The sequence below is a fragment of the Neglectibacter sp. CSJ-5 genome (assembly GCF_032490475.1).
Taxonomy (GTDB): domain Bacteria; phylum Bacillota; class Clostridia; order Oscillospirales; family Acutalibacteraceae; genus Hominenteromicrobium; species Hominenteromicrobium mulieris.
This window is the reverse complement of the sequence record NZ_JAVYJC010000004.1, coordinates 93,683-115,597: the sequence shown is the minus strand read 5'-3', so window position 1 is coordinate 115,597 and position 21,915 is coordinate 93,683. Positions and strand designations below refer to the sequence as shown.

Below are 21,915 nucleotides of genomic sequence, written 5' to 3'. Positions count from 1 at the left end.
TTTGTTAGATATTACTTAAAATAGTTATGAAATAGAATAATTACTTCATTCCATCTCCATTGGTAGCAACCAACTTATTATTGATGATACGACGGCAAGAACCATTGCTGACTTTAGTCTTAACCGCAGAAACAATCTGAGCTTCAGACTTATTGGAAACATCAATAGATCTACCAATACTATTGTTAAACAAATCCATTGATTTATCAAGACCACTGGACTCATATTCATGAGCAGTTGCCCATTCTTCTGCAGCAGAAGCGTCCATGGCTTTTTTCATCAATGCATTCCAAAGGCAATGTCTGAAGGCATCAGAATTATCTTGCCAACCATTTTTACCATAGGTGCTAATAGTATAGTCAGTAGCGGATTGTGCAGTCGTAAACACCTTAGTAGCTTGAACTGGATGTTTCTTCACAAGCTCTCTTTCAGCAGGGTTAAGATTGTTATATCCTGGGATATAGTCACCAATGCCATATGTAGCTGCTCTGTTCAGTCCACCATTCTGGATAAACTGTGTTAAGTGTGCATCTTGTTCAGCTTCTGTGCTGTCAGGATTGAGTGCTACAAAATCTTCAAGTTCTGCGGTCAAAACTGCCAAATCTTTGGTAGTCGTAACTTCATTCAGATTCCCAGTTTCCGGCTCCGCAGCGAAAGCTGGTACACTCATTGCAAGCATCAACACACCGGTCAGTAATAGGGTAGAGAATTTCTTCATAATTTTCATAATTAATATCTCCTTTCAAATTTATGAACTCATTTGTAGATAACGCTCTCGATACTGCATTGGTATCAACTCCTTTCTTTGTTTTCCGTTACCCTCTATAACGGATTGAACCCCTGATTTTGGACACTTTATTTGAAAAAATTTTCAGTTTTTTCAAGTTTGATTTGTGGTTTAGCTATACCATCAACAGGCATGGTATATGTATTACCTTTTCGAACAATTACACCTTCATTTATGATGATAGAGCTGATGTGCTGACCATACTCTAATGTCCTTACTAACATCTCAAATATTTACTGCAACTTATTTACCTATGCAATATTATACCTGAAAGCAATCGAGAAATCAATTAATATATTGTAAATTTAGATACAAGAAAATATTTGCAACACAATTTCCATATATTAAAGACAGAGCGATACTTTATATCCCCCATATGTAATTGCAGTCAAAACATCAGGTCTGCACCTGACATTTTAACCGCATATCAGCCCTTATTATCACACTATCCCTGTTGACTGTTCAGCCCATGCTTTTTCGCATATTCACTGGCTTTCTGTCTACGTTCCTCGCTGTAAGGCGGCAGGAAGCGGATAGACAGACGGGACTTTGCCAGCACATAAGAAACACCGCCTTGAACATTGGATTTTTCCAGTCGGCAAAGGTCAGGGTACTTCTTAGTAAAAGCAGCCAGCCTCTTTTTCAATCCGGCGTTGTGGGTATAGATATTTGCCTTGTCCTCGCCCTCATTAAAGAGAACGATTGTTTCTTTCTCAATCTTCGTCAGTCTCGTCATAGCAGCCCTCCCTATGGTCTTTCAACACACGCAGCTTGCGGTAAAAGCAGCGATACCACCTTTCAACACCCTCAGCACTCAGCTTGACGGAAAGCATATAAAACAACTTCTTCGCCGCCGGATCGGGTGCAAGGGCAGCCACCATACGCAAACGCTCGACAGTTGCTTTCAGGTTCGGACAGCCAAAGGCATAAAGGGCTTCCATTTCATTCCGGTTCATCTTCATTGTGTTTTCCTCCTTAAAGTTTGATAAATGAAAAGCGACAGACACTTCATAAGGAAATACCTGTCGCTTCGTTTACGATATAAAAATGTTGGTTTTGGACTTGATAAAATCAGCAGTAAATCATTTCCTGTCTGATGATTTCTTCGGCTCGGTTACGAATAGAGTTCATGGACTGTACCCACAACATCTGATTGTCTGCTTTCATGGTTTCGGTCACACCCTCGGCTTGTTTCATCTGCTCAATGATAAGGCTGCATCTTTCCGTTGCCTGTTCGTCCAGGTCAGCAAGGTAAGTATGCAGTTCGCCGGATAAACAGAGGGCAGAGAACCTTGTAGGGCGGTACTGCTCCAAATATGTCCTGTGCAGTCTGCCCCACATACCGATAGGGCGGTGTTCCTCCGGTAGCTTCAAGTCCGGCACATAGTAATCGCCCACAAGAACATAGTCCAGACCGTTGCTTTTGTCATGGATTCGTGATTTCAATTCTGTCATGCTATTTTTTCTCCTTTCACTTTTTGCCGATTTGATTTGCTTGTGGCGTTCTGTTCAACACACACATTGCTATCAGAACTTTTTTCTTCTGCTATACGCTCATGCTCCGCAAATTCTTTTGATTTCTCACGAATCTTTTTCATATACTTACGATTGGATTCTCGTTTTCTGCGAAGTCGTTCCGCCTCTTTTTCAGCAGCAATCCTTTCTTCCTCTGTTGGCTCATGCTGCTCCACAGGTACTTGAAATTGCGCGACATAGTTAAGATATATCTCCACCTCTGTGGTGCGGTCTGCACCTTTTCCTTGTGGCTCGTGAACCAGAATTTTGTCGATAAATTCATTTATCATGGCAGGAGTAAGTTCTGTAATGTTCTCATACTTTTTAACCAGCTTTAGAAAACGCTCCACATTATTTTGACCGCCTATAATCCGTTGCATATCAGCGGTGTCAGTCTCAATAATCTTGTTCAGCTCGTTCTGCTCATTTTCATAATCAGTAAGCATACTCTGAAAAAGCCTGTCCGGCAATCTTCCAATCACATTATCTTCATAGATTTTCCTGATAAGCATATCCAGTTCGTGAACTCGCTTCTGATTTCTTTCAATGCGTTTTTTTACAGTTTCAGAAACAGCAATATCTTTCATCGCCGATTCTTCTTGCAGAGAATAAACAAACTCCCGCTCATTCAAAGAAACATAATGGCAAGTCTCCTGTATGGTTTTCAGAATGATGCTTTTAAGTGCTTTTGTTGAAATATGGTGGCAAGTACAATGCCGGTCATATCTCTGACAACCCAGATTATATGTGGAACATTCATAACAATCTGCCGGATTGGAATGACTTGTCCTTTTTTCGCCTTTGGCAGTATAGTATATTCTTTCTCGCCCTTTCCGCTGCCTGTGATTATACATCGGCGCACCACAATCAGCACAGTAAATCTTTCCGGTCAGAACATTAGGCTCGCCCATAGGATCTGCTTTTCTTACATTCTGTCTTAACTTTTGAGCAAGCAGCCATGTTTCTTCATCGACAATAGGCTCTTGTGTATCATCAAAAACCACCCAATCTTCCTTATCTGCCCTTTTCGTCTTTTTGTCCTTATAGGAATTTTTGAATGTCCTGAAATTGACAGTCTTTCCGATATACTCTGGTCGGGCAATCAGAGTAGTAACCTGATTTCCTCGCCACATATACGGATTTTCTTTGTCATAGTTGCTTGCATGATTTCCAAGTCCCTTTTTGCCAAGATAATAAGATGGTCTTTCTATTTTTTCTTCTGAAAGTTCTCTTGCTATCTGATAAGGTCCTTTTCCCTCAATAGTCATGCGATAAATTCTGCGGACTACTTCAGCAGCTTCTTCATCAATAATCCAATGGTCGGGGTTTTCGGGGTCTTTCAAATAGCCGTATGGTGGAATATTACTTGTATGAGCGTTGCCGGAAGAACCTCTGGATTTCAGTACAGCTTTAATTTTCTTACTTGTGTCCCTGACAAACCACTCATTCATGATATTCAGAAAAGGGGCAAACTCACTGGTTTCTTGACGGTCACTGTCAATACCATTATTGATTGCTATAAATCGAACTTCCTTTTCTCTAAACAGAATGTCAGTGAAAAAACCTACTTGCAGATGATCTCTGCCGATTCTGGACATATCCTTGCAGATACAGGCAGTGATTTCTCCGTTTTTAACACCTTCAACAAGTCTGTTCCATGAAGGTCTGTCAAAGGTCGCTCCACTCCAACCATCATCGGTAAAATGAACAAGATTCGTAAAACCATGTTTCATAGCATAATCTTCAAGCATTTGCTTTTGATGAACTATACTGTTACTCTCTCCAGCATTATCATCATCACGAGACAGTCTTTCATACAAAGCAGTAATGCCATTGCTTTTATCTTTTTTTCTTCTCATGCTGAACTCCTTTCTTCAATTCCTATCCACTCCTTACGCTCACAAAATATCACATCGGTGTAGGGCTTCGGCGGCTGGGTGAAATGCTCGGTGACGGAAACCTCCGCACCGTCAAAAGTCTGCCCTTCGGTGAAGTCCGGGAGTGTGCCGCCGTCCCCATCCACAGGCTTTTCTTTCAGGAAGATTCGGAAGATTCGGTCAATCTCCCGCCAGCCTTCGGAGAGGATGCGCTTGCCCTTTGCGGTGAAGGAATGATCGCCGCAGTCGAAAGTTGCCGTGACCGCCTCATACTCATAGGGATTGGCAGATGCACACAGCAGCTTGCAGCAGACCAGCAGAAACAAATTGCGCTCGCCTAGGGGCAGAGCCTTGATATCCGCTTTTTCAATCTCCATCGTGGGGATAATGGCGTGGTGGTCGGATACGTCCTTGTCGGAGATCATGGCCTCCATCAGAGGGAAGAAGTCTATGCAGCTATTAAAAGGTGGCAGTTTCGCCGCCAGGTGGATCACGCAGGATGCCGTTTCCACCATATCGGAGGTCAGATACCGGCTGTCCGTGCGGGGATAGGTCAGCAGCTTCTTTTCGTAGAGGCTCTGGGCGTAGTCAAGGGTCTGCTTCGCCGTGTATCCGAACAGGCGGTTTGCCTCACGCTGCAAGGTGGTAAGATCATAGAGCTTCGGCGGCTGTTCTTTTTTCTGCTCTTTCGTGACAGAGGTACAGGTGATGGCCGCACCCTTGCACATGGCCGCTGCCTGTTCCGCCTCCGCCGGATCGGTGAACTTCTCCGACACCGCCTCGGCTCCATTCAGCGTCAGGCGCAGCAGATGATATTTCTCTTTGTGGAACAGCGTGATCTTCGTGTCACGCTCTGCCAGCATTGCCAGCGTGGGCGTCTGCACACGGCCCACATTCAGGGTACGGTGATAGAGAACGGAGAAAAGTCGCGTAGCATTGATCCCCACCAGCCAGTCCGCTTTCTGGCGGCAGAGGGCAGATTGATACAGGGCTTCATAATCGGTGCCGGGGCGCAGATCAGAAAAGCCCTCCCGGATAGCGCTGTCCTCCATCGAGGAAATCCAGAGACGGAGGACCGGCTTGCGGCAGCCGGTCATTTCATACACCAGACGGAAGATCAGCTCACCTTCACGCCCGGCGTCACAGGCATTGACGATGGTATCCACGTCGGGTCGGTTCATTAGGGCGCGTAGATTTTCAAAGGCGTCCTCCTTGCCCGGTGCAAGCACATAACGGAACGGCTCCGGCAGAATGGGAAGATCGTCATAGCGCCATTTCTTGAAACGCTCGTCATAGCCGCCCGCATCCATTGGGGATACCAGGTGCCCAACGCACCAGGATACGAGAAGTTCGTTGCCCTCATAAAAGCCATCGGCCCTGGATGAAGCACCCAGGGCCGACGCGATAGATTTTGCCACACTCGGTTTTTCTGCGATAATCAGTTTACTCATTCTTTTCCTCCGTTTCCTCGTCCTCAGTCAGATATTCTTCTTCATCCTCCAGGTCGAAATCATCCAGATCAGCAGGAACTTTCTTTCCCTGCTTCGGTTTCAGCACCAGGAAATAGACTGCCGCGCCGCCTCCGGCTGCAAGGATCAGCAGCACCGCCAGGATCGCCCCGGTATTGCTTTTCTTTTCGGGTTCCGGATTCTCCGGCTCGGTGGGCTCCGCAGCTTTCTGTTCTGTGCCAACACATTCACTAAGATTTTTTACGCAGACCGGGCAAGCGGTGTTGACCGCTCCGGCCTGGCACTTTTCCGTACAGGTGCAGACAATAGGTGTTTCCGCCTTTTCTCCATCCTCCGTGAGTGCCATGAGGTCGGCTTCATCCACCTGGTTCAGAAAATGCACGGTTTCCTCGCCCTCGTCGTCACGGTCGATAATGAGATAGAACACATTGCCGTTCTTCGTTTCTACTGTAATAAACTGCTTGCCACTGGTGGCAGGGCTGCCGATATCGTCAATCAGTGACAGGTTCCCATCCGGCGTCAGGGCGGCACCGCCATTCAAACCGCCGCCCAGCATACCCAGCAGATTTTCCAGAGTTTCCGCATCCAGAGAGAAAGGACCTTCCCCGGAACCAGCCTCGCCGTCACTTACCGTCATGTAGCCGGAATAGACATAGCCGACTTTCTCCGGCAGGATGACCTTCAGCCAGTCTCCGTCCGTGCCGATCACCTTCACGGTCGTTCCGTTTGGAAGCTGGGTGAAGGCGGTGTAGTCCATTCCCGCACCCGTGCGGACATTCAAATTGCCGCCGCCCGTGGTGACAGTACCGGTCTGCCCGGGGTCATTTTCGCCGGAACTGAACTGGATACCATCATCGGTGACGGATACCGTGACCTGGCTGCCTGCCAGAGTGGAAAGCAGATCAGAAACATCACCGGCCGTTTCCTGTTCAGCCATGGACTCCGTGGTTTCCTCACCGCCGCTGGCAAAGGCGGTGACAGAAAAAGCGGCAGTGCTGAGCACCACCGCCAAAAGAGCCGATACCATTTTTGTCATAAAGTTATGCTTCATCCTCGTATCCCTCCGTTTCCTCATTCTCGGTGTTGCCCTCCTGCAGCATACCTTCCGGCAGGGAGATCATACCGCTGGCATAGGCTTTCAGGAAGGCGGTCAGCTCCTTGTTGTCCATCTTCACGGCTTTCACCATGCGGACGATTTCCAGATTTTCTTCCTCCGCAAGCTGGGTCTCCAGCGCACGAAGGCGTTTCTGCTGCTCCGCGATCTTTTCTTTGGTTTTCGCAATGTCATTGCGGATCTTCTGTGTCGTTGCCATAAATCAAATTACCTCCATATCGTTTTTTAGTTGTAGGGTGGTCGCCCGAAAGCGTAAAAGTGGGATTGCCAGTAGCTTGTGTTGATATCTGCATACTGGATGGGGTCGCCGCAGTGCAGCATTTTCCCGCCGCCCACATAGATGCCTACATGGGAAACACCCGGTGTATCATAAGTGCCGACGAAAAAGATCAAGTCGCCGGGCCTTGCGTTGGCAGAGGATACCGGGGTGGAAATATTGTAGAGTCCCTGGGCTCCCAGCCTGCCCGTATTGCAGACGCCGCTTTGCGTCAGCACCCAGGACACGAAGCCGGAGCAATCAAAAGAAGTGTTCGGATTGCTGCCGCCCCAGACATAGGGATAGCCGATATACTTCTCCGCCTCGGTAATGAGCGCTGCAAAGGTTTCATCTTCCAGTGCGGAAGGCGGAATATCATAGGTGGTGGGTGGTTTGGTGTACTTGTCTACATAGCCGGAGCCTGGGAACAAATCTTCCCGGTTTCCCAGCGTTGCCATATAGACCGCATACAAGGAAAGCATTTCCTCGTCCATGATGTAGACCGGCACATGGGAAAGATCGAAGTTTTCCAGCTTCACCTTGCAGATATAGTAGTTGTACGGTACTTCCACGTCATAGTCATTTCCCTCGCTGTCTGTCCGTGTCTCCGTCCGATAGCGCACCTCCACTTCCACGGTCTGCGTCAGGATGTACTGCTTTTCAAAGAGCATTTGCAGTTCCTCCTGAACCTCGTCGATGGTGAACACACCTTCATGGAACGCCGTGAGAATGGAGATCAGCACATAAGGGTCATGTTCGATCTCGTCCAGATCAAAACGGTATTCGTCATATCCGGGGTGCAGAGTCTCATAGTGGTCCAGCTCATATTGAAGCTCCTGCTCCAATTCGCAGTAGGCCGCCTCTGCAGCCAGCATATCCGTGTCCTCGGAGAGATAAGAGGAAGTAAATACACCGCCCACACCGGAACCTGCCATCATGGAACAGGAAGATACCCCGCCAAACAGCAAGGCAATACAGGCACCAATGCCGATCACCAACAGAACCGCCCGGCTATGATGCTTGATGTAGAGGAATGTTTCCTTGAATGCGTCCTTTACTTTCTGTGCCGCACTTTTCGCCGAGGCCGCTGTGTTCTTTGCGGTTTTCTCCGCCTGCCGCAGCTCCTTTGCATAGTTCCGTTTGATCCGCTGTTTCTGCAGAAAGCGGGATACCGGGTTAGAAGCTGCCAATGCAGGATCATCATGCAGTGCCTTTTGATAAAGGTAGTCGGCGTTTGCCTTAAAAGAGGCCTGCTCTGCCTTCGTCGCGTCACGCCAGGGCTTTGTGCGGTGATGGTGGACAGCGGCACGGACTTTGCCTTTTCCGTAGGCAAGCCCGCGTTCCGTCAGCACTTCGCCCTTGTGTCCAGCCTCAACACCCACATTTTCCTGTTCCACCTCATGCACCTTCGCATGGGCGGCGTGGACGATCTCATGGACCGGTCGGGAAAGCGGATTGTGCCGCAGGCGTCCGTTTGGGCGTTTCTCCACTTCTTCAAAGTGAAGCTGCGTTTTGCCTTTTCCGGCTGTCTCGTCAAAAATACGCTCGGTGCGAAGAACTTTCTTTGTGGGGATAGCGGCCTTTGCCGCGTCCAGCCTATCCGCCGCACGGTCGGAACGGTCGATGTACTTCCCAAGTGCGGAATCGGCACGTTCTTCCTCGGTGAATTGCAGACGGGAGGACGGGCGCTGCCTTGCGGCAGAACCATCCCGCACCGACTGGGTGTCAGCCTTTTCCGCCTTTCGTGCGCTTTTCTTCTCATGGTGTTCCGCCGCACGCAGGGCAAGGTCAGCAGCCGCGCCAGCAGATTCTTCCGAAGAAGCGGACAGCTCCGTTTCCGGCTCCCGGCTGCTGATATGTTCCACCTCGCCCGTGGCAAGGTTTTCCGATACCGCACCGTCACGGGTCATTTTCTGCGTGATCTTATCGGTTGCTTTCAGTTCCCTCATAGGCAGTCACCTTCCTTTCCATAGGGGCAGAAGTCACCGCAGGTGCCATTCTCGATCATGGCGATATAGCGAAAAATGGGATAGGCCTGGGGCGGGCAGACCGCATTTCCCAAAGTTTTCAGCCGCAGCGCCCGATCATCCATGCGCTCGGTCATACGGGGGATTCCTTCCGGTTCAGCGGTCCAGAGGATACGTCCGTCCATCCTTTCGGGAAGCCCATGAGCCATTCCACCCAATCCGGGTTCAGCGCCGATGTTTCGGACACCGGCCGTTCCTGGGAGATGATCTGCGCTGAAAGGTTCCCGTCCTTCTTCGCCGGATTGAAGGCCGACGGCTTCAAGGTCGAGCGGAAACCGTCCGACGCCACCGGGGTCAGATAGAATACCGCCGCCGACAGGCTGAGGCTCCAAATCGCCCCGTTTCGGTTCCGCTTGCGGAATATCCCATTGTCCGACAGGAACACATCCAGGCTTGCCGCGTCCCTGGCGGTGTTGTTGTCGGAGGCAAGGGGTGTGGGAAACATCAGCCGCGACGATAAAAGTTCGCTGGCGCTCATGCCATGCGCCGACGCCGCAAGCCGGAAATACGAATGGGAGAACAGCGTATCCCGCTTTTGCCAGGTCAAAGATCGTTTTGTAGAGCCCCATATTGATGAAGCCAGCAACATTTTCCCCAAGCACCCAACGGGGCCGCAGCTCGGTAATAACGCGGCACATTTCCGGCCACAGGTAGCGTTCATCCGAAAAGCCCTTCCGTTTTCCGGCGGTGGAGAAGGGCTGACAGGGAAAGCCGCCTGAGATAACGGTAACTGTTTCAAATCCTGTTTTTTCAAAAAACGCCTCCTTCGTAAAAGTAGTAATATCCCGGAACCTGGGAACATCCGGCCATCGTGCGGAGAGGACGGAGTGCGGAAAATCCGCCCACTCACACTGGCAGACGGTTTCAAACCCGGCAGCCTCCGCCGCCAGGTCCAGACCGCCAATGCCGGAAAACAGGCTCACATGGGTCAGGTTATTCATGGTCTTTCGGCGCACGGAACGGTTCGATCTCACTTTCCAGCTCCGCAAGAACCGCCTCCATATCCGCCGTGACCGCCTTGCTTCTGGCAATCAGCCGATTCATCACATCAAAGAAGGTTTCACCCTCCTGCTTTTCTTCCGTATGCAAATAGCGGGGATCATTCATGTTCGTTTTCTCCTTTCCCGGTTTCACCAAGTTTTGTCGTCATAATGCTGTAAAGTTCATTGTCCTTCGGGAAGTCATCCACAAAAGGCAGGATCACATTGCCGAAGAAGATCAGCCCCTCGCCGGGGCCTGCGTTGCTGATATGTGCCGCCTGCTGGTTGGAGATATTCAGGCGCTCGCAGAGAATTTTTCTGTCTCCGCTGGCCTGGTTCAGAAGGTACACAAAATCGCTGTTTTCAAAGATGTTCTCGATCTCCGGGGAGGAAAGCAGGTCCTTAATGTTCTGCGTAATTCCCGTGGGGATACCGCCCCATTTACGAAAGCGTTTCCAAATCTCCACGCTCCAGGAACCAACCTCGCCCCGCAGCAGAAGGTGGAACTCGTCTACGAAGTACCAGGTGGATTTGCCCTGATCCCGGTTTTGGGAAACACGGTTCCATACCTGGTCCTGGATCACCAGCATACCCAGGCTTTTGAGCTGCTTTCCCAGCTCCTTGATATCGAAGCAGACAATGCGGTTGTTGATATCCACGTTGGTACGGTGGTTAAAAACATTCAGGCTGCCATGCACATACAGTTCCAGTGCAGCCGCGATCCGCTGTGCCTCCGGCTCCGGCTGCCGTTTGATCTCGTCATATAAATCTTCCAGCAGCGGCATATTCTCCGGGTGGGGGTCTGCGATATAGGGGCGGTACACGATCCGCACAGCACGGTCAATGACCGTCTTTTCCACCGGCTCCAGACCGTTCCGGCCGCCTGCCGCCAGTTCACAGAACGACAAGATAAAGTCAGATTTCAACGCCAGCGGGTTATCATCCTCGCTGTAATTGAGGTTGATATCCATAGGGTTCACATACTGCGTGCTGGTAGGCGAGATTTTGATGACCTGACCTTCCAAACGGTTCACCAGCGGAAAATATTCCGCCTCCGGGTCGCAGATCAGGATATCGTCCTTTGTGTTCAGGAATACCCCAACGATGGAACGCTTTGCGGAAAAACTCTTACCACTGCCGGGCGTGCCTAAGATCATGCCGTTGGGCGTTTTCAGCTTTTTACGATCGGCAAGGATCATGTTGCCAGAAGTAGCATTAAGCCCGTAGTAAAGAGCCTCGCCGCCGTGGAAAATCTCCTGTGTGGTGAAGGGAACGAACACCGCCACCGCCGAAGTGGTAAGTCCGCGCTGTATCTTAATGCGGTTGACACCCAGGGGCAGAGCCGACACGAAGCCGTCCTCCTGCTGAAAGTCCAGCCGCACCAGGGAGCAGTTATATTTCTGCGCCACGCTTGCCGCGCGGAGAAGGTCATTCTCCAGCTTTTGCTTGCTGTCCGCAAAGTTCACCACCAGGAAGGTCATCAGGAACATTCGCTCATTCCGGCTTTGCAGATCACGGAGGATGTTCTTTGCTTCACCTGCATAGGTGGCAAGGTCGGTGGGGATGATGTCCATATCGAACCCTTCCCGCGCCGCCCGCTTCTGAGCGTCGATCTTCATACTGTCAATGTCGGTGATCTTCCGCTTGACCGTTTTGATCGCCTCGTTCTGATCCATGCTGCGGATATGGAGGCTGACAAGCAGCCCGTTGTCCGTATCCAGCAGTTCGGTGAGCATACGGTCATCCATTTCCGGTGTGCTGATCTGCAGGAAGGACACGGCGCAGACTTTATCTGCCATTGTGAACTTCCGTGCTTCACCGAAGCGGAAGGAAGATGGTGCGATAAAATCCTGGACCGACAGGCCGGAAGGGGCAAGCCAGCTCCATTCAAAGGCAAACCGCTCCCCGTCCGGGTGCAGGATGCCGTGGAGCATTTCCAGCCACTCCTTGCCGCCAAGTTCCTTCGCCAAAGCACCCATGACCTTGAAATGGTTGAGGGCGTCCATGACGATCCTGGAAAACCGTGCCCGTGCGGTTTTGCTGTCCCGTGCCTCGATGGTGAGAGTCAGATACTTTGTTTTGATAAGACCGTTGTTGCCATGTTCAAGCTGCTTGCGGAGCATCTGCGTGTAAAGTTCACGGATATGGTCGAAGTGATCTCCCTGCGCCGCAATCTCGATACGCTTCACAAAATCCTCCCGGTTCATGCGGCGGCTCACAAGGGAGAGCTGCATCCCGATAGAAGCGTCATGGGCGTTATACATATCGCAGAGGGCTTCAAAGATCGCCGTCTGGTCGTCAGGCTTTGCAAGCTGATAATTCACATCCTCGAACTCGATACACTTCGACCAGGTGTGATCGTCCAGCTTGCACAGGCCGTCCGGGTACATCTGGCGGAACGGTAAGGTATCCTGTGCGGAATGTACCTTGCCGTCGCCTCTGGCAGTTTCCAGAATACGGCTGATCTCACGCTTTTCTGCGGCGGTCAGCTTTACCGCGGGTTTTGCCGCCTGCCGTGCCTGCGGCTCTTGCTTTCGCTTTCTGAACAATGGCTTTCACCTCCTTTTCCGCCTGGGCCTGCCGCTCCAAGGCTGCGTAGAAATTGATTGTCTGGTAAGGCCGCTCCTTCGTCCGCAGGAACATACAGCGGATGACCTGTCCGGCCACCACCTCCAGGGGTTGGCCGTGCCGCTCATACATGGCGAGCAGAAAGAACGGGAGCATGACGATAATCATGCAGAACGCAGCGGCGCTGTTGCTGGCCGTGCGTCTGAGCAAAAAGAAAAGCGGTACTCCGATGAGTGCCGCCGCTCCGAAACATATAAGCTGCCGTTTGGTGAGTCCAAACAACACTTTGGATTTTACTTTCGTCAAATCCTTTGGAATGGTTACATACGCCAATTTATCAAGCCTCCTTAATGCGCTCCGAACAGGCTCTTAGAGAGGCTGCCGGTCTTGAACAGGGCGAAGCACAGCAGGACCGTGTAGCCCATGCAGGCCCATATCGCGCCTGAGATATTTCCGTCCGTGGCGATACTCTGTACCAAAACAGAGTAGATTCCCACGCACACCATGATTAGAAATGCCTGGAACGCCAATGCAAACAGGGATTTCAAGTAGTTCTGTCCTGTATGGCTCCAATCCCGGTTTGTCATAGTGGCAAGCGGAATTGGTCCAACGGAAGTTGTCAAATACACCTCGATCATGCGGCCGTAGATGACAAGCATGATACAGATGGAAAGGGCGTTCATGGTAAGTCCTACGAAAAGGGACTGGAACCACAGCCCGAACAGTTCTCCCGTGCCCAAGGCTTCAAGCTGCGCCTCCATATCCGTGATGACGCTGCCGATATCAATGGAGGTGTTCCCGATGATGACGCCTGCGCTGCTGTTCACAACGCTTTGCCCCACATCGAAGATACCCATGACGATATTCCATGTGTTTGTCACAATGAGGACGGCACAGAAGGTCTTGAAAATCCACTTGAAGAACATCCAGGTGTCTACATCGTGCAGATTATTTTTCTCTGTCACAAGCTGGATCAGCTCATAACACATTACGAATGTCAGGATAACCCCGGCGATTGGAACGATCACCGTTTCAGAGAGGTTTCGGATCATAGAAAAGACGCCGCTGTTCCATGCCAGCGGCGTCTGTCCCACTTCACCGGCAATCTCGCCTACTTTGGTATTGACCGTATCGAACATGCCCGACAGGTTTCCCGTGATTCCCTCGATGAGCAACCCTCGGAGCCATTCATCGAGTTTGTCGAGTATGCCGCCCATAAGCGATCACCGCCGGACGATCAACCGAACAGGCCGGAGAGCAGAGGTACAAGGGTGATGCCGATGAGGGCGACACCGCCGCCGGCCATCAACTGTTTTATACCCAATTAGGTGTAAAACTCTGCTCGATGGCGGGCGGCGGCGTACAAAAAATCTATATGGTGTTTTTAAGAGAACCGTCCCGGCGGGACAGGTCAGGCAGTGACCTGTTCCACCTCTGGGATGGGTTTGAGATTAAAATGAATTTCGATAGAAATGTGTCTTGTTTTATCTTCGTCAATGCGCTCATGCACGACGATTTCTTTGATTAAGCGGTTGAGGGTGGCTGCGTCCAGCTCTGTGATATTGGCGTATTCCTGAATGGCTTCCACCCATTGTTTTGCGTCATTGGCAAGCTGGACTTCATCGGACAGCCGCTTTCTGCCCTCGGACACTTTTGCTTTAAGCTCCGCTTGCTCGGTCTGTGTCTTTTCCAGCATGGTGTTGAAATTCTGTTCACTGATACGCCCTGCAATCATATCCTCATAAAGCCGCATTACCATTTTGTCCAGAACCTCAATCCGTTCCTCGTCCCTTGTGAGGGAGCGTTCCATTGCTTCCCGCTGTTCCCGCTGCTCGGCTTCACAGGTATTGGTCAAGCGGTCGGCAACCGCTTCCCCGTCCATCAGGGCGGCTCTGGCACATTCCCGGATTTTCCGCAGCACATGGCTGTAAAGGGTGTCATAATCAATCCGGTGCTGGGTGCAGTGGTTCTTTCCAAAGGCATTGTAGGTTTTGCAGGAGTAAATCTGCTGGGGATGTTTTGCGTTTGTGTAGCGTATCGTCAGTGACTTCCCACACTCACCGCATTTTATCAGTCCGGCAAACAGGCTGATTTCATTGGTCTGCCCCGGACGCTGGCGGGATTTCAGCTTGTTCTGCACAATGTCAAAGCTCATGCGGTCAATCAGCGGTTCATGCTGTCCCTCCACCACAATCCAGTCCTCCGGCTTCTTTTCCCCAATCGTGCCGATTTTGAAACGGTAGTCCTTTTTCTGGGAAGCAATCGCCCCGGTGTAGACGGGATTCATCAAAAGGTCTTTGATAACGGAGAAGTCCCACATATACCGCCCGTTTTCCGGGTCTTTCTTTTCCCATTTGGTGCGGGTATTGCGAAGCCCCCGTTCCCGGTTCCACCATGTGGGGCAGGGGATTTTTTCTTCCTCCAGCCGTCTGCGGATATAGTTCGGACCATGACCGTTTAGGGCATATCCGAAAATCAGCCGCACAATCGGGGCGGTTTCCTCGTCAATGAGCAGATGGTTTTTGTCCTCCGGGTCTTTCCGATACCCGAACGGGGCAAGACACCCGGTAAACTGTCCTTTCTGCGCTTTCAGAAGATAAGAGGAATGGACTTTCTTGGAAATATCCTTGCTGTACATCTCGTTCAGGATATTCTTGAACGGGGCAATATCGTTGTTATCACGCAGGGTGTCGATACCGTCATTCATGGCGATATAGCGGACACCGTTTCTTGGGAAAAAGTCCTCAATCAAATGCCCGGTTTGCAGATAGTTACGCCCCAGTCGGCTGAGGTCTTTCGTGATGACAAGGTTGATTTGCCTGCGCTCAATGGCTCTCAACATTCTCTGTAAATCAGGACGCTCCATATTAAGACCTGTGAAGCCATCGTCCTGATAGACTGCCACAACCTCCCATCCCTGCTTTTCGCAGTATTTTTCCAGCATATCACGCTGGTTTGCGATACTGGCACTTTCGCCTTGCAGGTCATCGTCCTTTGACAGCCTGCAATAGACTGCTGCACGATACCCTCCGGCAAGTGCCGAACCGATTGTTCTGTATTCCATTTCGTTCATCATAGCCATTTACCCACACAATCCAGACGGTATCTGGCTCTTTTGAACCTCATCTTCATTATAGCTCATATCTTTCCTTTTAGCAAGATATTCTTTCGTATTTGTCTTACCGTATTTCTGGGAAATCAGGCTGACGAACACATCGGTTGCGTCCAGTTCCCCGTCAAATACCGTTGTAACATGAATCTCTGTTTTGTTTTTTGCCATAGGCAGTTATCCTCCATACATGAAAATAGCCAGACAGAGGGTGTCGGCAACGAAGTCCGGCAACGGGCTTCAAAAGACCTTGCAAACAATCTCAATCTGGCGATGGTTACTATTTATACTTTTCTTTTATTTTTCTGTTGTTTTGGTTGTCATAGGGGAGAAAAGCCGATAGTTTCGGGATTTTCCCCGGCAACCGGCTCGGCAACGGGATAGCAACAGGGGGTGCAACGGGCTGCCATTTTCAGAACGGAAGCTCCATCTGTTCTGTGACCTCCACAAAACCGTCCATCGTTTTTTCAGACGGGTTGCCGGAGTCCGTTGCCGGTTTTTCACGCTCCCAGCCCTTTTGTCTGCCATATTCTGAAAACATTCTTGGGTTCGGGAAGTACCGCCAGCCAGAAATGCACTGGTTCATAATCTCGTTGATTTCCCGGATTTCCCATTGCTTCGGCTCGTCAAAGGCATGGTTCAAGGCTTCCTTATAGAGCTGCTTGGAGCAGACCATGCTCCCGGTGTACTTATCAAGATACGCCTGTATCATCCCGGCTTTGGTGTCCTCCGGCATAAAATCCCGCTGGTGTTCTTTGAGATACCGCTGCATGGCAGGGCTGAAAGCCAGCTTGAACCTGCCGCTTCTGTAAATTTCCATCGCTTCTGCCCACATCTGCTCGATATAGGCTCTGGAAGCGGCTTCGTCCTCCAAAATGTGAACCTCGGCTTGCTCCGGGTACACCATGACGGGGATAAAGCGGCGGTTGCCGGAACGGTCAAGGGGCAGGAAGTCAAGGGCATTGGAAGTGCCGCCAAACACGCACTGACGGGGGCGGTCTGCCGGGTGGGTTTCATAGGGTATCTTGTAGACCTCCTTCTGCCGGCTTAAAAATGACTTGATTTCCTCAATGCTCTTGGCGTTGGCGGTTGCCATCATTTCCGACATTTCGATAATCCAGTGACCTTGCAGCTTGCGGTACACATTGTCATCGTCCAGCTTCCGCAAATCATCGGAGAACCACTCGTCCCGGACTGCCAGCAGACGGAAGAAAGTGGACTTGCCAGCCCCCTGACCGCCTACCAGACAGAGCATGATTTCAAATTTGCACCCTGGCTGAAAGGCTCGTGAGATTGCACCCAACAGGAACAGCTTCAATGCTTCATAGGTGTAATCATCTGCGTCAGCCCCCAGAAAGTGCCGCAGGCAGAAACGGATTCGCTCTGTCCCATCCCACACAAGAGTATTGAGATAGTCCCGGATGGGATGGTACTTGTTTTCATTCGCCACAATCCCGATGGCATTATCAATCTTTTTCTCATTGGTAAGCCCATAGGTTTCTTCCAGATAAAGAAGCAGATACTTCATGTCCGTATCGTTCAGGGCGGTGCTTTCTCTGTGGAAGCCGATGGGCTTTATGATGTCCTTGCGGTCGGTCAGGATGTTGTATGCGATAGCCCCGGAAAGCAGAGGGTCACGCTGGAATACGGTCAGGCAGTTCCGTATGCTCTGACGGACACCGCCTTTCTCGGTAGTTTCCAGCCCCGCCTTGATTTCCTCAATGCTCTGGGGCGGCTGCATGGCGTTCATGGTGTTTTTTAGTTCTTGCTGCGTCTGCGGCTGCAAGCTCTGCCATTCGCTGTTCAAGCTGTATCACATCCTTTCCGTAGTCCGTAATCAAAGCTGCTTTTTCCTCCGTTTCCCCGAACAGCAGCACATCCAGCAGATATTCCACTTGGTCTTGCTTCTGTAAGGCTTCCACAAACCGGGGATGAAAGGCTTCCTCCGGGGAGTGCGGGGCGTAGTCCGTTCTCCATGCCCGGAGCAGGTGGAGATAGTCGGCAAGAATACGGAAGCAGCGGCTCTTTGCTTCCTGAAACTGTTCCTCCGTGGATTTTTGCCGGGGCTTGGGCTTTTTTGCCTTTCCCGGCGGCTTCCAGTCCTCATAGGAAAGCCCGAAGTCCTGTGCCAGCTGTACGGCGGCTTCTTTCTTTCCCAGCCCATACAGGGCGGCGGCAAAATCAATCACATCCCCATCCGCACCGCAGCCGAAGCAGTGGTAACGCCGATCCAGCTTCATGCTTGGGGTTTTATCATGATGGAACGGGCAGCAAGCCATCCCGTTCCGACCTACACGGATTCCATAATGCTCCGCTGCCTGTCTTGTTGTGACAGACTGCTTCACAGCTTCAAATACATTCAAATCTATCCCTCCTTGAAAAAAGAAAAAACACCTGACATTCTCTGATTGAAAATGGCAAGTGCCTGTTAAAGTTCCATATCCTGTTGTCTGTGTTTCGCCTGTGCCGGGGCGGTTCTTTGAGCCTTTTTCTCGTCTGCCTTATCCTGCAAGACTTCCTTGATGGGCTGCTTCTTAGGCGGCTCTTTACTTTCCTCTGTGCCAGGTGTGGCTTTCCGTACCCAGTAGCGGATGTCCCGCAGCTTCTTCAAATCCTCCTGTACCTCGGTCAGCGGTACTTTCAGCTCTGCGATTTCGCTGAGAAGGGTTTCCTGCTCCTCTTGCAGCTCCTCTTGGGTGCTGTCCTTATCATCCGGGTGCTTGGCAAGGTAGGCGGCGGCTTTCGCATATCGGGCAACCTCTGGGTGTTCCTGTTTGAATTTCTCCTTTGTTTTCTTAAAAAATATCTTCTGGTACTTCTCATAGACAGGCTTACATTCCTTGCAGTCTGTCCGGCTGGCAAGAATCCCGTCAATCACTTTGCTGCGGGCTTCCTTTGGCTTCATCTGATTGCGGTAATCGGCGGCTGATTTCCCGGAAGATTCCAGAAACGCTTCTAAGTCCTCCACAGTGGAAAGCCCCTTTTGCCGGAGATAGGACAGGGCTTCGCTGACTGCCTTTAAGTCCTGTGAAGTCCCCCGGTTCTGTCCAGCCCTTGTCCAGTCCTTCCGTTCTTCCTTTCGTATCTCCATATACTTCATCAGCAGATTGGGAAGAAGTGTCGCTTCCTCCGCCGCCTTTTGTGCAAGCAGTTCTTTTCGTTTTTCTCCCAGCTCGGTAATCCAGCCTTTGAGGTTTTGAATGAGCTGCCGGATAGACTTCATCAGGCGGTTGGCGGCTCTGATTTCCCGGTTCAGGTTGCCGATGTTCGTCTGGATACCCCGCTTTTCCATCTGCCGGACAGCAGCTCCCTCATGGACAGTAGGGATAATATCAAGCCCCTGTCTGGCATAAGAACGCAAGTCCACACGCTCTGGGCGGTCATTGGCTTCCAGATAGCGGTTCTGGATGACCTCCCATTCATGCCGCCAGATTTCGCAATACTTCTGGTCGTTCCAATCCACCGTATCCTCCTTGTGGCTTTTCCATCTGCCGGACGGAAGTTTTATCCGTTCCCCGTTTTCGTCAAGGTCATAAACCTTGCGGCTCTTGGGAAGCCATTTTCCATGTTCGTCCATTGCCCTCATAGTGAGCATGACATGGGCGTGGGGATTGTGTCCCGGCGGATGGGGGTCATGGATTGCAAAATCAGCAATCATGCCTTTGGAAACAAACTGCTGCTCACAAAATTCCCGGACAAGGACAGCATACTGGTCGGGTGGTATCTCTCTTGGGATGGTAAGCACCCACCGCCTTGCAAGCTGGGAGTTCCATTGCTTTTCCACCGCTTCGGCGGCGTTCCATAAGGTATTGCGGTCTGCATACGACCGTGGGGCGTTTGCCGGGAGCAGAATTTCATTGTGGACAATACCACGCTTTTCCGGGTAGTGCTTCACTTGCTGGTCGTATTCACAGAACAGCTTTTCGCCGCTTTGGTAAGCAGCGGCGGCAACCGCAGACTGTCGCTGGCTGCGCTGAACAATCGTGATTTCGTTGTGTGGGCAGGGCATTTCGTGTCCCTCCTTTCGGTAATTGGTGGATGGGGTGGCGTTTTACCACCTCATTTTGGCAGAAAAAAAGCAGGAGACCTTTTTCAGATTTCCTGCTCGGTGTGCCGCTGTGAGGGCGGCGGATATTTAGTTGTAAAAGTTCGGGACAAGTTGACCCGATGGGTAGATGGTACACTTAAAAATTATGGTTCTCTTGTCATTAGCTCATTAGCATAATGATTAAGAGCTTCACAAGGTTCATATTTGCATTTATAACCAATACCGTCAATTATAATAAATGGATTGTATGCTATAATCTCCACTTGAGAACCATCTGCCAAAGACAGAGTGAAAATAACTGCTTGTCCGTCATATTCTGTATATGAGTTGTCCTTATTGTAAATAACTACCTCATTGAGATATGATACTAATTCCTCTGTTTCTACTATCTGAATTGTTGTATCAGGTGGCGATAACCGAACACTTGCCGAAGTAATATCTGCTGCCTCTAAATCTTTGAATGGTCTATGAGCAGAAAACAAAAGAAAGCTAATACCTATACCGATTAAACATATCAGTGCAATTAACAAAAACTTTTTATGCTTCATTTGATTCTCCTTTACACACTACTATGAAATTTCTTTTTCATCATCTCTTGGTGGTCGGACATAACATAACATTTCTTTTTCACAAGCACCAAATTTTGAGAAATTGGATTTCGCTTCTTTTATCGTTATTCCATGATTAGAGTCACTTGGTTCGTTATCAGAAGCAATGAACGGGTCATTCTCCCAAAAACAAACGGGACAGATATACCCACAATCTTCATTTGCCGGAACATTATAGGTAAAATATCCGCAGCAAGGACATTGGTATTTTTTCATATAAACCTCCCGTTTAAGCCTTGACCTCAAATTCCTGATTTATTTCTGACTTTATTATACTTCATCGATTATCGAAAAGATAGCATATTTTATGAAACTTGTCGGCTGGGAACAGCTTACAGCGCAAGGTGTCCCCAGATGGCAAGTCCACAAAAGGGTAGCTGGCGGCAGCCAACGCAGGGGAAGCGTAGCGTCCCCTGTATGATTTGGAGCAGACCTTGACTGCGGAAAATCACAGCCCTCCGGCGAGGAGCCTTCGGAGAACGCAATGCACCAACCTTTGGGTGGTGTATAATTGCGCCCTTAGTAAACTAAGGGGTTTCCGGCTTCTCCCGTTCCAGCAGTTTTTTCAATAGTTCCTGCGTATCCTGTCTGTGAAAAATGAGTTTCAACAACAGCATGACATCATCATCTGTCAGGCGTTCCGGCTCTTGCAGAAAACTTTCCAGCATACCGCCACGGGTACAGAGCCGGTGCGTCCGTTCCTTTCGGGTAAGCTGCTTTAACTGGTGCTGCAATGCCTTTTCATCATTGATGGCTTTCCGCAGTTTCTTTTCGCTTTTCTCCAGCTCCCGGTTGAGCTTTTCCAGCTTTGAGGTATCAGGCAAGGGCAGCGTCCTCCTTTCCCGGTATCAGCACATAAATCCTGTTTGGTTCTCCAACGCCCTGACGCACCCGCATGATAAGTCCGGCGGTTTCCAGTTCATTCAGAGAACGCTTGACCGTCATAGAGCTGCGGGACAAGACTGCGGCAATGGCTGTAACAGGGAAGCAGACAAACAGGATTCCGTTTTCGTCCTCCTGCCCTTTGGATAGCATAGCGTCCAACATCCGGCAGTACATGACCTTTGCGGTGCTGCTGACTGGAAATCCTGTCAACGCTCTGGGAAAGGGCATACAGGGCGGCAATGGTGTGTCTATCGTCATAAATTCAAAATTCATTCTGTGTGTTCCTCCTTTTTCTTTGCTCGTTTGGATAAATAACGGGGGCAGTCAATCACAACCGCCCGGAAGCTCTGCCTGCACCCATGCTGGCATTTCCGGCATAATTCGTTGTAAGTGACACGCCCCCGGTCATTGAGGTAAAAGGAAAGCTCATGCTTCCTCTTTTTGCTCATTCTCGGCATATTGCGCTTCCTCCCGTTTTCGTGTATGGTTTCGGGGCGATTTTCGGCAAAATTACAGCCATAGAGCCGCTTAAAATCTCCCGAAGTATCAGCGATAGGGTAGACTGTCCCCCTATCAGATTGTCGTGTTTCGGTATCATTTCGGTGTCAGTTCGCCAGTTCTCCCCGGTGTCGTTCCTCCCCTGAATCTCACAGCGGCGTATCGCTCCCTTTG

The 21,915-nt window shown here is 50.3% G+C and carries 23 protein-coding genes and 3 pseudogenes; all 26 read right to left on the bottom strand.

Annotation, left to right across the window (positions count from 1 at the left end; genetic code table 11):
- Positions 1 to 40 precede the first annotated feature (40 nt).
- A complete protein-coding gene (locus R2K26_RS09395) occupies positions 41 to 727 on the bottom strand; it encodes a DUF6973 domain-containing protein (RefSeq protein ID WP_110437421.1) in 687 nt (228 codons plus the stop codon).
- 505 nt (positions 728 to 1,232) lie between these two features.
- Entirely contained in the window at positions 1,233 to 1,523 is a 291-nt protein-coding gene (locus R2K26_RS09390) for a molecular chaperone (protein ID WP_097780880.1), read from the bottom strand.
- On the bottom strand, positions 1,501 to 1,749 hold the full coding sequence (locus R2K26_RS09385) for a ferredoxin (protein WP_097780879.1): 249 nt from the start codon (positions 1,747 to 1,749) through the stop codon (positions 1,501 to 1,503). The genes R2K26_RS09390 and R2K26_RS09385 overlap by 23 nt, the downstream gene beginning before the upstream one ends.
- A 109-nt stretch (positions 1,750 to 1,858) precedes the next feature.
- Positions 1,859 to 2,242 carry a TnpV protein gene (locus tag R2K26_RS09380; protein ID WP_005930786.1) on the bottom strand — a complete coding sequence of 128 codons (384 nt, stop codon included), beginning with the start codon at positions 2,240 to 2,242 and terminating at the stop codon, positions 1,859 to 1,861.
- Positions 2,239 to 4,161 (bottom strand): recombinase family protein, encoded by a 1,923-nt coding sequence (locus tag R2K26_RS09375; protein WP_316519977.1) that lies wholly within the window; start codon positions 4,159 to 4,161, stop codon positions 2,239 to 2,241. Before R2K26_RS09375 ends, R2K26_RS09380 begins: the two co-directional genes overlap by 4 nt.
- 53 nt (positions 4,162 to 4,214) lie before the next feature.
- Positions 4,215 to 5,630 (bottom strand): annotated as a pseudogene (locus tag R2K26_RS09370) (DNA topoisomerase); the annotation flags it as partial.
- Complete coding sequence (locus tag R2K26_RS15460; protein WP_396897242.1) at positions 5,623 to 6,285, bottom strand: DUF4366 domain-containing protein; 663 nt, start codon at positions 6,283 to 6,285, stop codon at positions 5,623 to 5,625. The pseudogene R2K26_RS09370 and the gene R2K26_RS15460, both read right to left, overlap by 8 nt.
- A gap of 9 nt (positions 6,286 to 6,294) precedes the next feature.
- A pseudogene (locus R2K26_RS15455) lies at positions 6,295 to 6,585 on the bottom strand (SH3 domain-containing protein); the annotation flags it as partial.
- Between the two features lie 103 nt (positions 6,586 to 6,688).
- Positions 6,689 to 6,961, bottom strand: coding sequence for a DUF4315 family protein (locus tag R2K26_RS09360; RefSeq protein ID WP_021738126.1), 273 nt, complete (start codon positions 6,959 to 6,961; stop codon positions 6,689 to 6,691).
- A 26-nt stretch (positions 6,962 to 6,987) separates the two neighbouring features.
- Positions 6,988 to 8,967, bottom strand: coding sequence for a C40 family peptidase (locus R2K26_RS09355; protein WP_316519971.1), 1,980 nt, complete (start codon positions 8,965 to 8,967; stop codon positions 6,988 to 6,990).
- Entirely contained in the window at positions 8,964 to 9,986 is a 1,023-nt protein-coding gene (locus tag R2K26_RS09350) for a DNA cytosine methyltransferase (protein ID WP_316519969.1), read from the bottom strand. The genes R2K26_RS09355 and R2K26_RS09350 overlap by 4 nt, the downstream gene beginning before the upstream one ends.
- On the bottom strand, positions 9,979 to 10,152 hold the full coding sequence (locus R2K26_RS09345) for a hypothetical protein (RefSeq protein WP_021739915.1): 174 nt from the start codon (positions 10,150 to 10,152) through the stop codon (positions 9,979 to 9,981). Before R2K26_RS09345 ends, R2K26_RS09350 begins: the two co-directional genes overlap by 8 nt.
- Positions 10,145 to 12,574, bottom strand: coding sequence for a VirB4-like conjugal transfer ATPase, CD1110 family (locus tag R2K26_RS09340; protein ID WP_396897239.1), 2,430 nt, complete (start codon positions 12,572 to 12,574; stop codon positions 10,145 to 10,147). The genes R2K26_RS09345 and R2K26_RS09340 overlap by 8 nt, the downstream gene beginning before the upstream one ends.
- Positions 12,492 to 12,926, bottom strand: a complete 435-nt coding sequence (locus R2K26_RS09335; RefSeq protein ID WP_316519965.1) for a PrgI family protein — start codon at positions 12,924 to 12,926, stop codon at positions 12,492 to 12,494. The genes R2K26_RS09340 and R2K26_RS09335 overlap by 83 nt, the downstream gene beginning before the upstream one ends.
- Positions 12,927 to 12,940: 14 nt before the next feature.
- Complete coding sequence (locus tag R2K26_RS09330; RefSeq protein WP_117863040.1) at positions 12,941 to 13,810, bottom strand: VirB6/TrbL-like conjugal transfer protein, CD1112 family; 870 nt, start codon at positions 13,808 to 13,810, stop codon at positions 12,941 to 12,943.
- A gap of 20 nt (positions 13,811 to 13,830) precedes the next feature.
- A pseudogene (locus R2K26_RS09325) lies at positions 13,831 to 13,914 on the bottom strand (Maff2 family mobile element protein); the annotation flags it as partial.
- A gap of 90 nt (positions 13,915 to 14,004) precedes the next feature.
- Positions 14,005 to 15,675: a recombinase family protein gene (locus tag R2K26_RS09320; protein WP_006060475.1), complete on the bottom strand. Its 1,671-nt coding sequence runs from the start codon at positions 15,673 to 15,675 to the stop codon at positions 14,005 to 14,007.
- Positions 15,676 to 15,873: a hypothetical protein gene (locus tag R2K26_RS09315; RefSeq protein WP_003020324.1), complete on the bottom strand. Its 198-nt coding sequence runs from the start codon at positions 15,871 to 15,873 to the stop codon at positions 15,676 to 15,678.
- 241 nt (positions 15,874 to 16,114) lie between these two features.
- Complete coding sequence (locus R2K26_RS09310) at positions 16,115 to 17,452, bottom strand: virulence-associated E family protein (RefSeq protein WP_316520863.1); 1,338 nt, start codon at positions 17,450 to 17,452, stop codon at positions 16,115 to 16,117.
- A complete protein-coding gene (locus R2K26_RS09305) occupies positions 17,421 to 18,065 on the bottom strand; it encodes a CHC2 zinc finger domain-containing protein (RefSeq protein ID WP_316519946.1) in 645 nt (214 codons plus the stop codon). The genes R2K26_RS09310 and R2K26_RS09305 overlap by 32 nt, the downstream gene beginning before the upstream one ends.
- Positions 18,066 to 18,130: 65 nt before the next feature.
- Positions 18,131 to 19,711 carry a MobQ family relaxase gene (mobQ, locus tag R2K26_RS09300; protein WP_316519944.1) on the bottom strand — a complete coding sequence of 527 codons (1,581 nt, stop codon included), beginning with the start codon at positions 19,709 to 19,711 and terminating at the stop codon, positions 18,131 to 18,133.
- A 182-nt stretch (positions 19,712 to 19,893) separates the two neighbouring features.
- The gene (locus R2K26_RS09295) at positions 19,894 to 20,298 is read right to left on the bottom strand and encodes a hypothetical protein (RefSeq protein WP_242411074.1); all 405 of its coding nucleotides are present in this window, start codon (positions 20,296 to 20,298) and stop codon (positions 19,894 to 19,896) included.
- Positions 20,299 to 20,319: 21 nt separating this feature from the next.
- Positions 20,320 to 20,574 carry a CPCC family cysteine-rich protein gene (locus tag R2K26_RS09290; RefSeq protein WP_316519939.1) on the bottom strand — a complete coding sequence of 85 codons (255 nt, stop codon included), beginning with the start codon at positions 20,572 to 20,574 and terminating at the stop codon, positions 20,320 to 20,322.
- A 311-nt stretch (positions 20,575 to 20,885) separates the two neighbouring features.
- Entirely contained in the window at positions 20,886 to 21,182 is a 297-nt protein-coding gene (locus R2K26_RS09285; RefSeq protein ID WP_002594808.1) for a DUF3847 domain-containing protein, read from the bottom strand.
- Positions 21,175 to 21,516, bottom strand: a complete 342-nt coding sequence (locus R2K26_RS09280; protein WP_097786107.1) for a DeoR family transcriptional regulator — start codon at positions 21,514 to 21,516, stop codon at positions 21,175 to 21,177. Before R2K26_RS09280 ends, R2K26_RS09285 begins: the two co-directional genes overlap by 8 nt.
- Positions 21,513 to 21,701, bottom strand: a complete 189-nt coding sequence (locus R2K26_RS09275; protein WP_005930722.1) for a hypothetical protein — start codon at positions 21,699 to 21,701, stop codon at positions 21,513 to 21,515. The genes R2K26_RS09280 and R2K26_RS09275 overlap by 4 nt, the downstream gene beginning before the upstream one ends.
- Positions 21,702 to 21,915 lie beyond the last annotated feature (214 nt).

Bases quoted from the DNA above. Each gene is read 5' to 3' on its own strand.
- R2K26_RS09395 (WP_110437421.1), bottom strand. From the start codon at position 727: ATGAAAATTATGAAGAAATTCTCTACCCTATTACTGACCGGTGTGTTG.
- R2K26_RS09390 (WP_097780880.1), bottom strand. From the start codon at position 1,523: ATGACGAGACTGACGAAGATTGAGAAAGAAACAATCGTTCTCTTTAAT.
- R2K26_RS09385 (WP_097780879.1), bottom strand. From the start codon at position 1,749: ATGAAGATGAACCGGAATGAAATGGAAGCCCTTTATGCCTTTGGCTGT.
- R2K26_RS09380 (WP_005930786.1), bottom strand. From the start codon at position 2,242: ATGACAGAATTGAAATCACGAATCCATGACAAAAGCAACGGTCTGGAC.
- R2K26_RS09375 (WP_316519977.1), bottom strand. From the start codon at position 4,161: ATGAGAAGAAAAAAAGATAAAAGCAATGGCATTACTGCTTTGTATGAA.
- R2K26_RS15460 (WP_396897242.1), bottom strand. From the start codon at position 6,285: ATGACGGTAAGTGACGGCGAGGCTGGTTCCGGGGAAGGTCCTTTCTCT.
- R2K26_RS09360 (WP_021738126.1), bottom strand. From the start codon at position 6,961: ATGGCAACGACACAGAAGATCCGCAATGACATTGCGAAAACCAAAGAA.
- R2K26_RS09355 (WP_316519971.1), bottom strand. From the start codon at position 8,967: ATGAGGGAACTGAAAGCAACCGATAAGATCACGCAGAAAATGACCCGT.
- R2K26_RS09350 (WP_316519969.1), bottom strand. From the start codon at position 9,986: ATGAATAACCTGACCCATGTGAGCCTGTTTTCCGGCATTGGCGGTCTG.
- R2K26_RS09345 (WP_021739915.1), bottom strand. From the start codon at position 10,152: ATGAATGATCCCCGCTATTTGCATACGGAAGAAAAGCAGGAGGGTGAA.
- R2K26_RS09330 (WP_117863040.1), bottom strand. From the start codon at position 13,810: ATGGGCGGCATACTCGACAAACTCGATGAATGGCTCCGAGGGTTGCTC.
- R2K26_RS09320 (WP_006060475.1), bottom strand. From the start codon at position 15,675: ATGGCTATGATGAACGAAATGGAATACAGAACAATCGGTTCGGCACTT.
- R2K26_RS09315 (WP_003020324.1), bottom strand. From the start codon at position 15,873: ATGGCAAAAAACAAAACAGAGATTCATGTTACAACGGTATTTGACGGG.
- R2K26_RS09310 (WP_316520863.1), bottom strand. From the start codon at position 17,452: ATGAACGCCATGCAGCCGCCCCAGAGCATTGAGGAAATCAAGGCGGGG.
- mobQ (WP_316519944.1), bottom strand. From the start codon at position 19,711: ATGCCCTGCCCACACAACGAAATCACGATTGTTCAGCGCAGCCAGCGA.
- R2K26_RS09295 (WP_242411074.1), bottom strand. From the start codon at position 20,298: ATGAAGCATAAAAAGTTTTTGTTAATTGCACTGATATGTTTAATCGGT.
- R2K26_RS09290 (WP_316519939.1), bottom strand. From the start codon at position 20,574: ATGAAAAAATACCAATGTCCTTGCTGCGGATATTTTACCTATAATGTT.
- R2K26_RS09280 (WP_097786107.1), bottom strand. From the start codon at position 21,516: ATGAATTTTGAATTTATGACGATAGACACACCATTGCCGCCCTGTATG.
- R2K26_RS09275 (WP_005930722.1), bottom strand. From the start codon at position 21,701: ATGCCGAGAATGAGCAAAAAGAGGAAGCATGAGCTTTCCTTTTACCTC.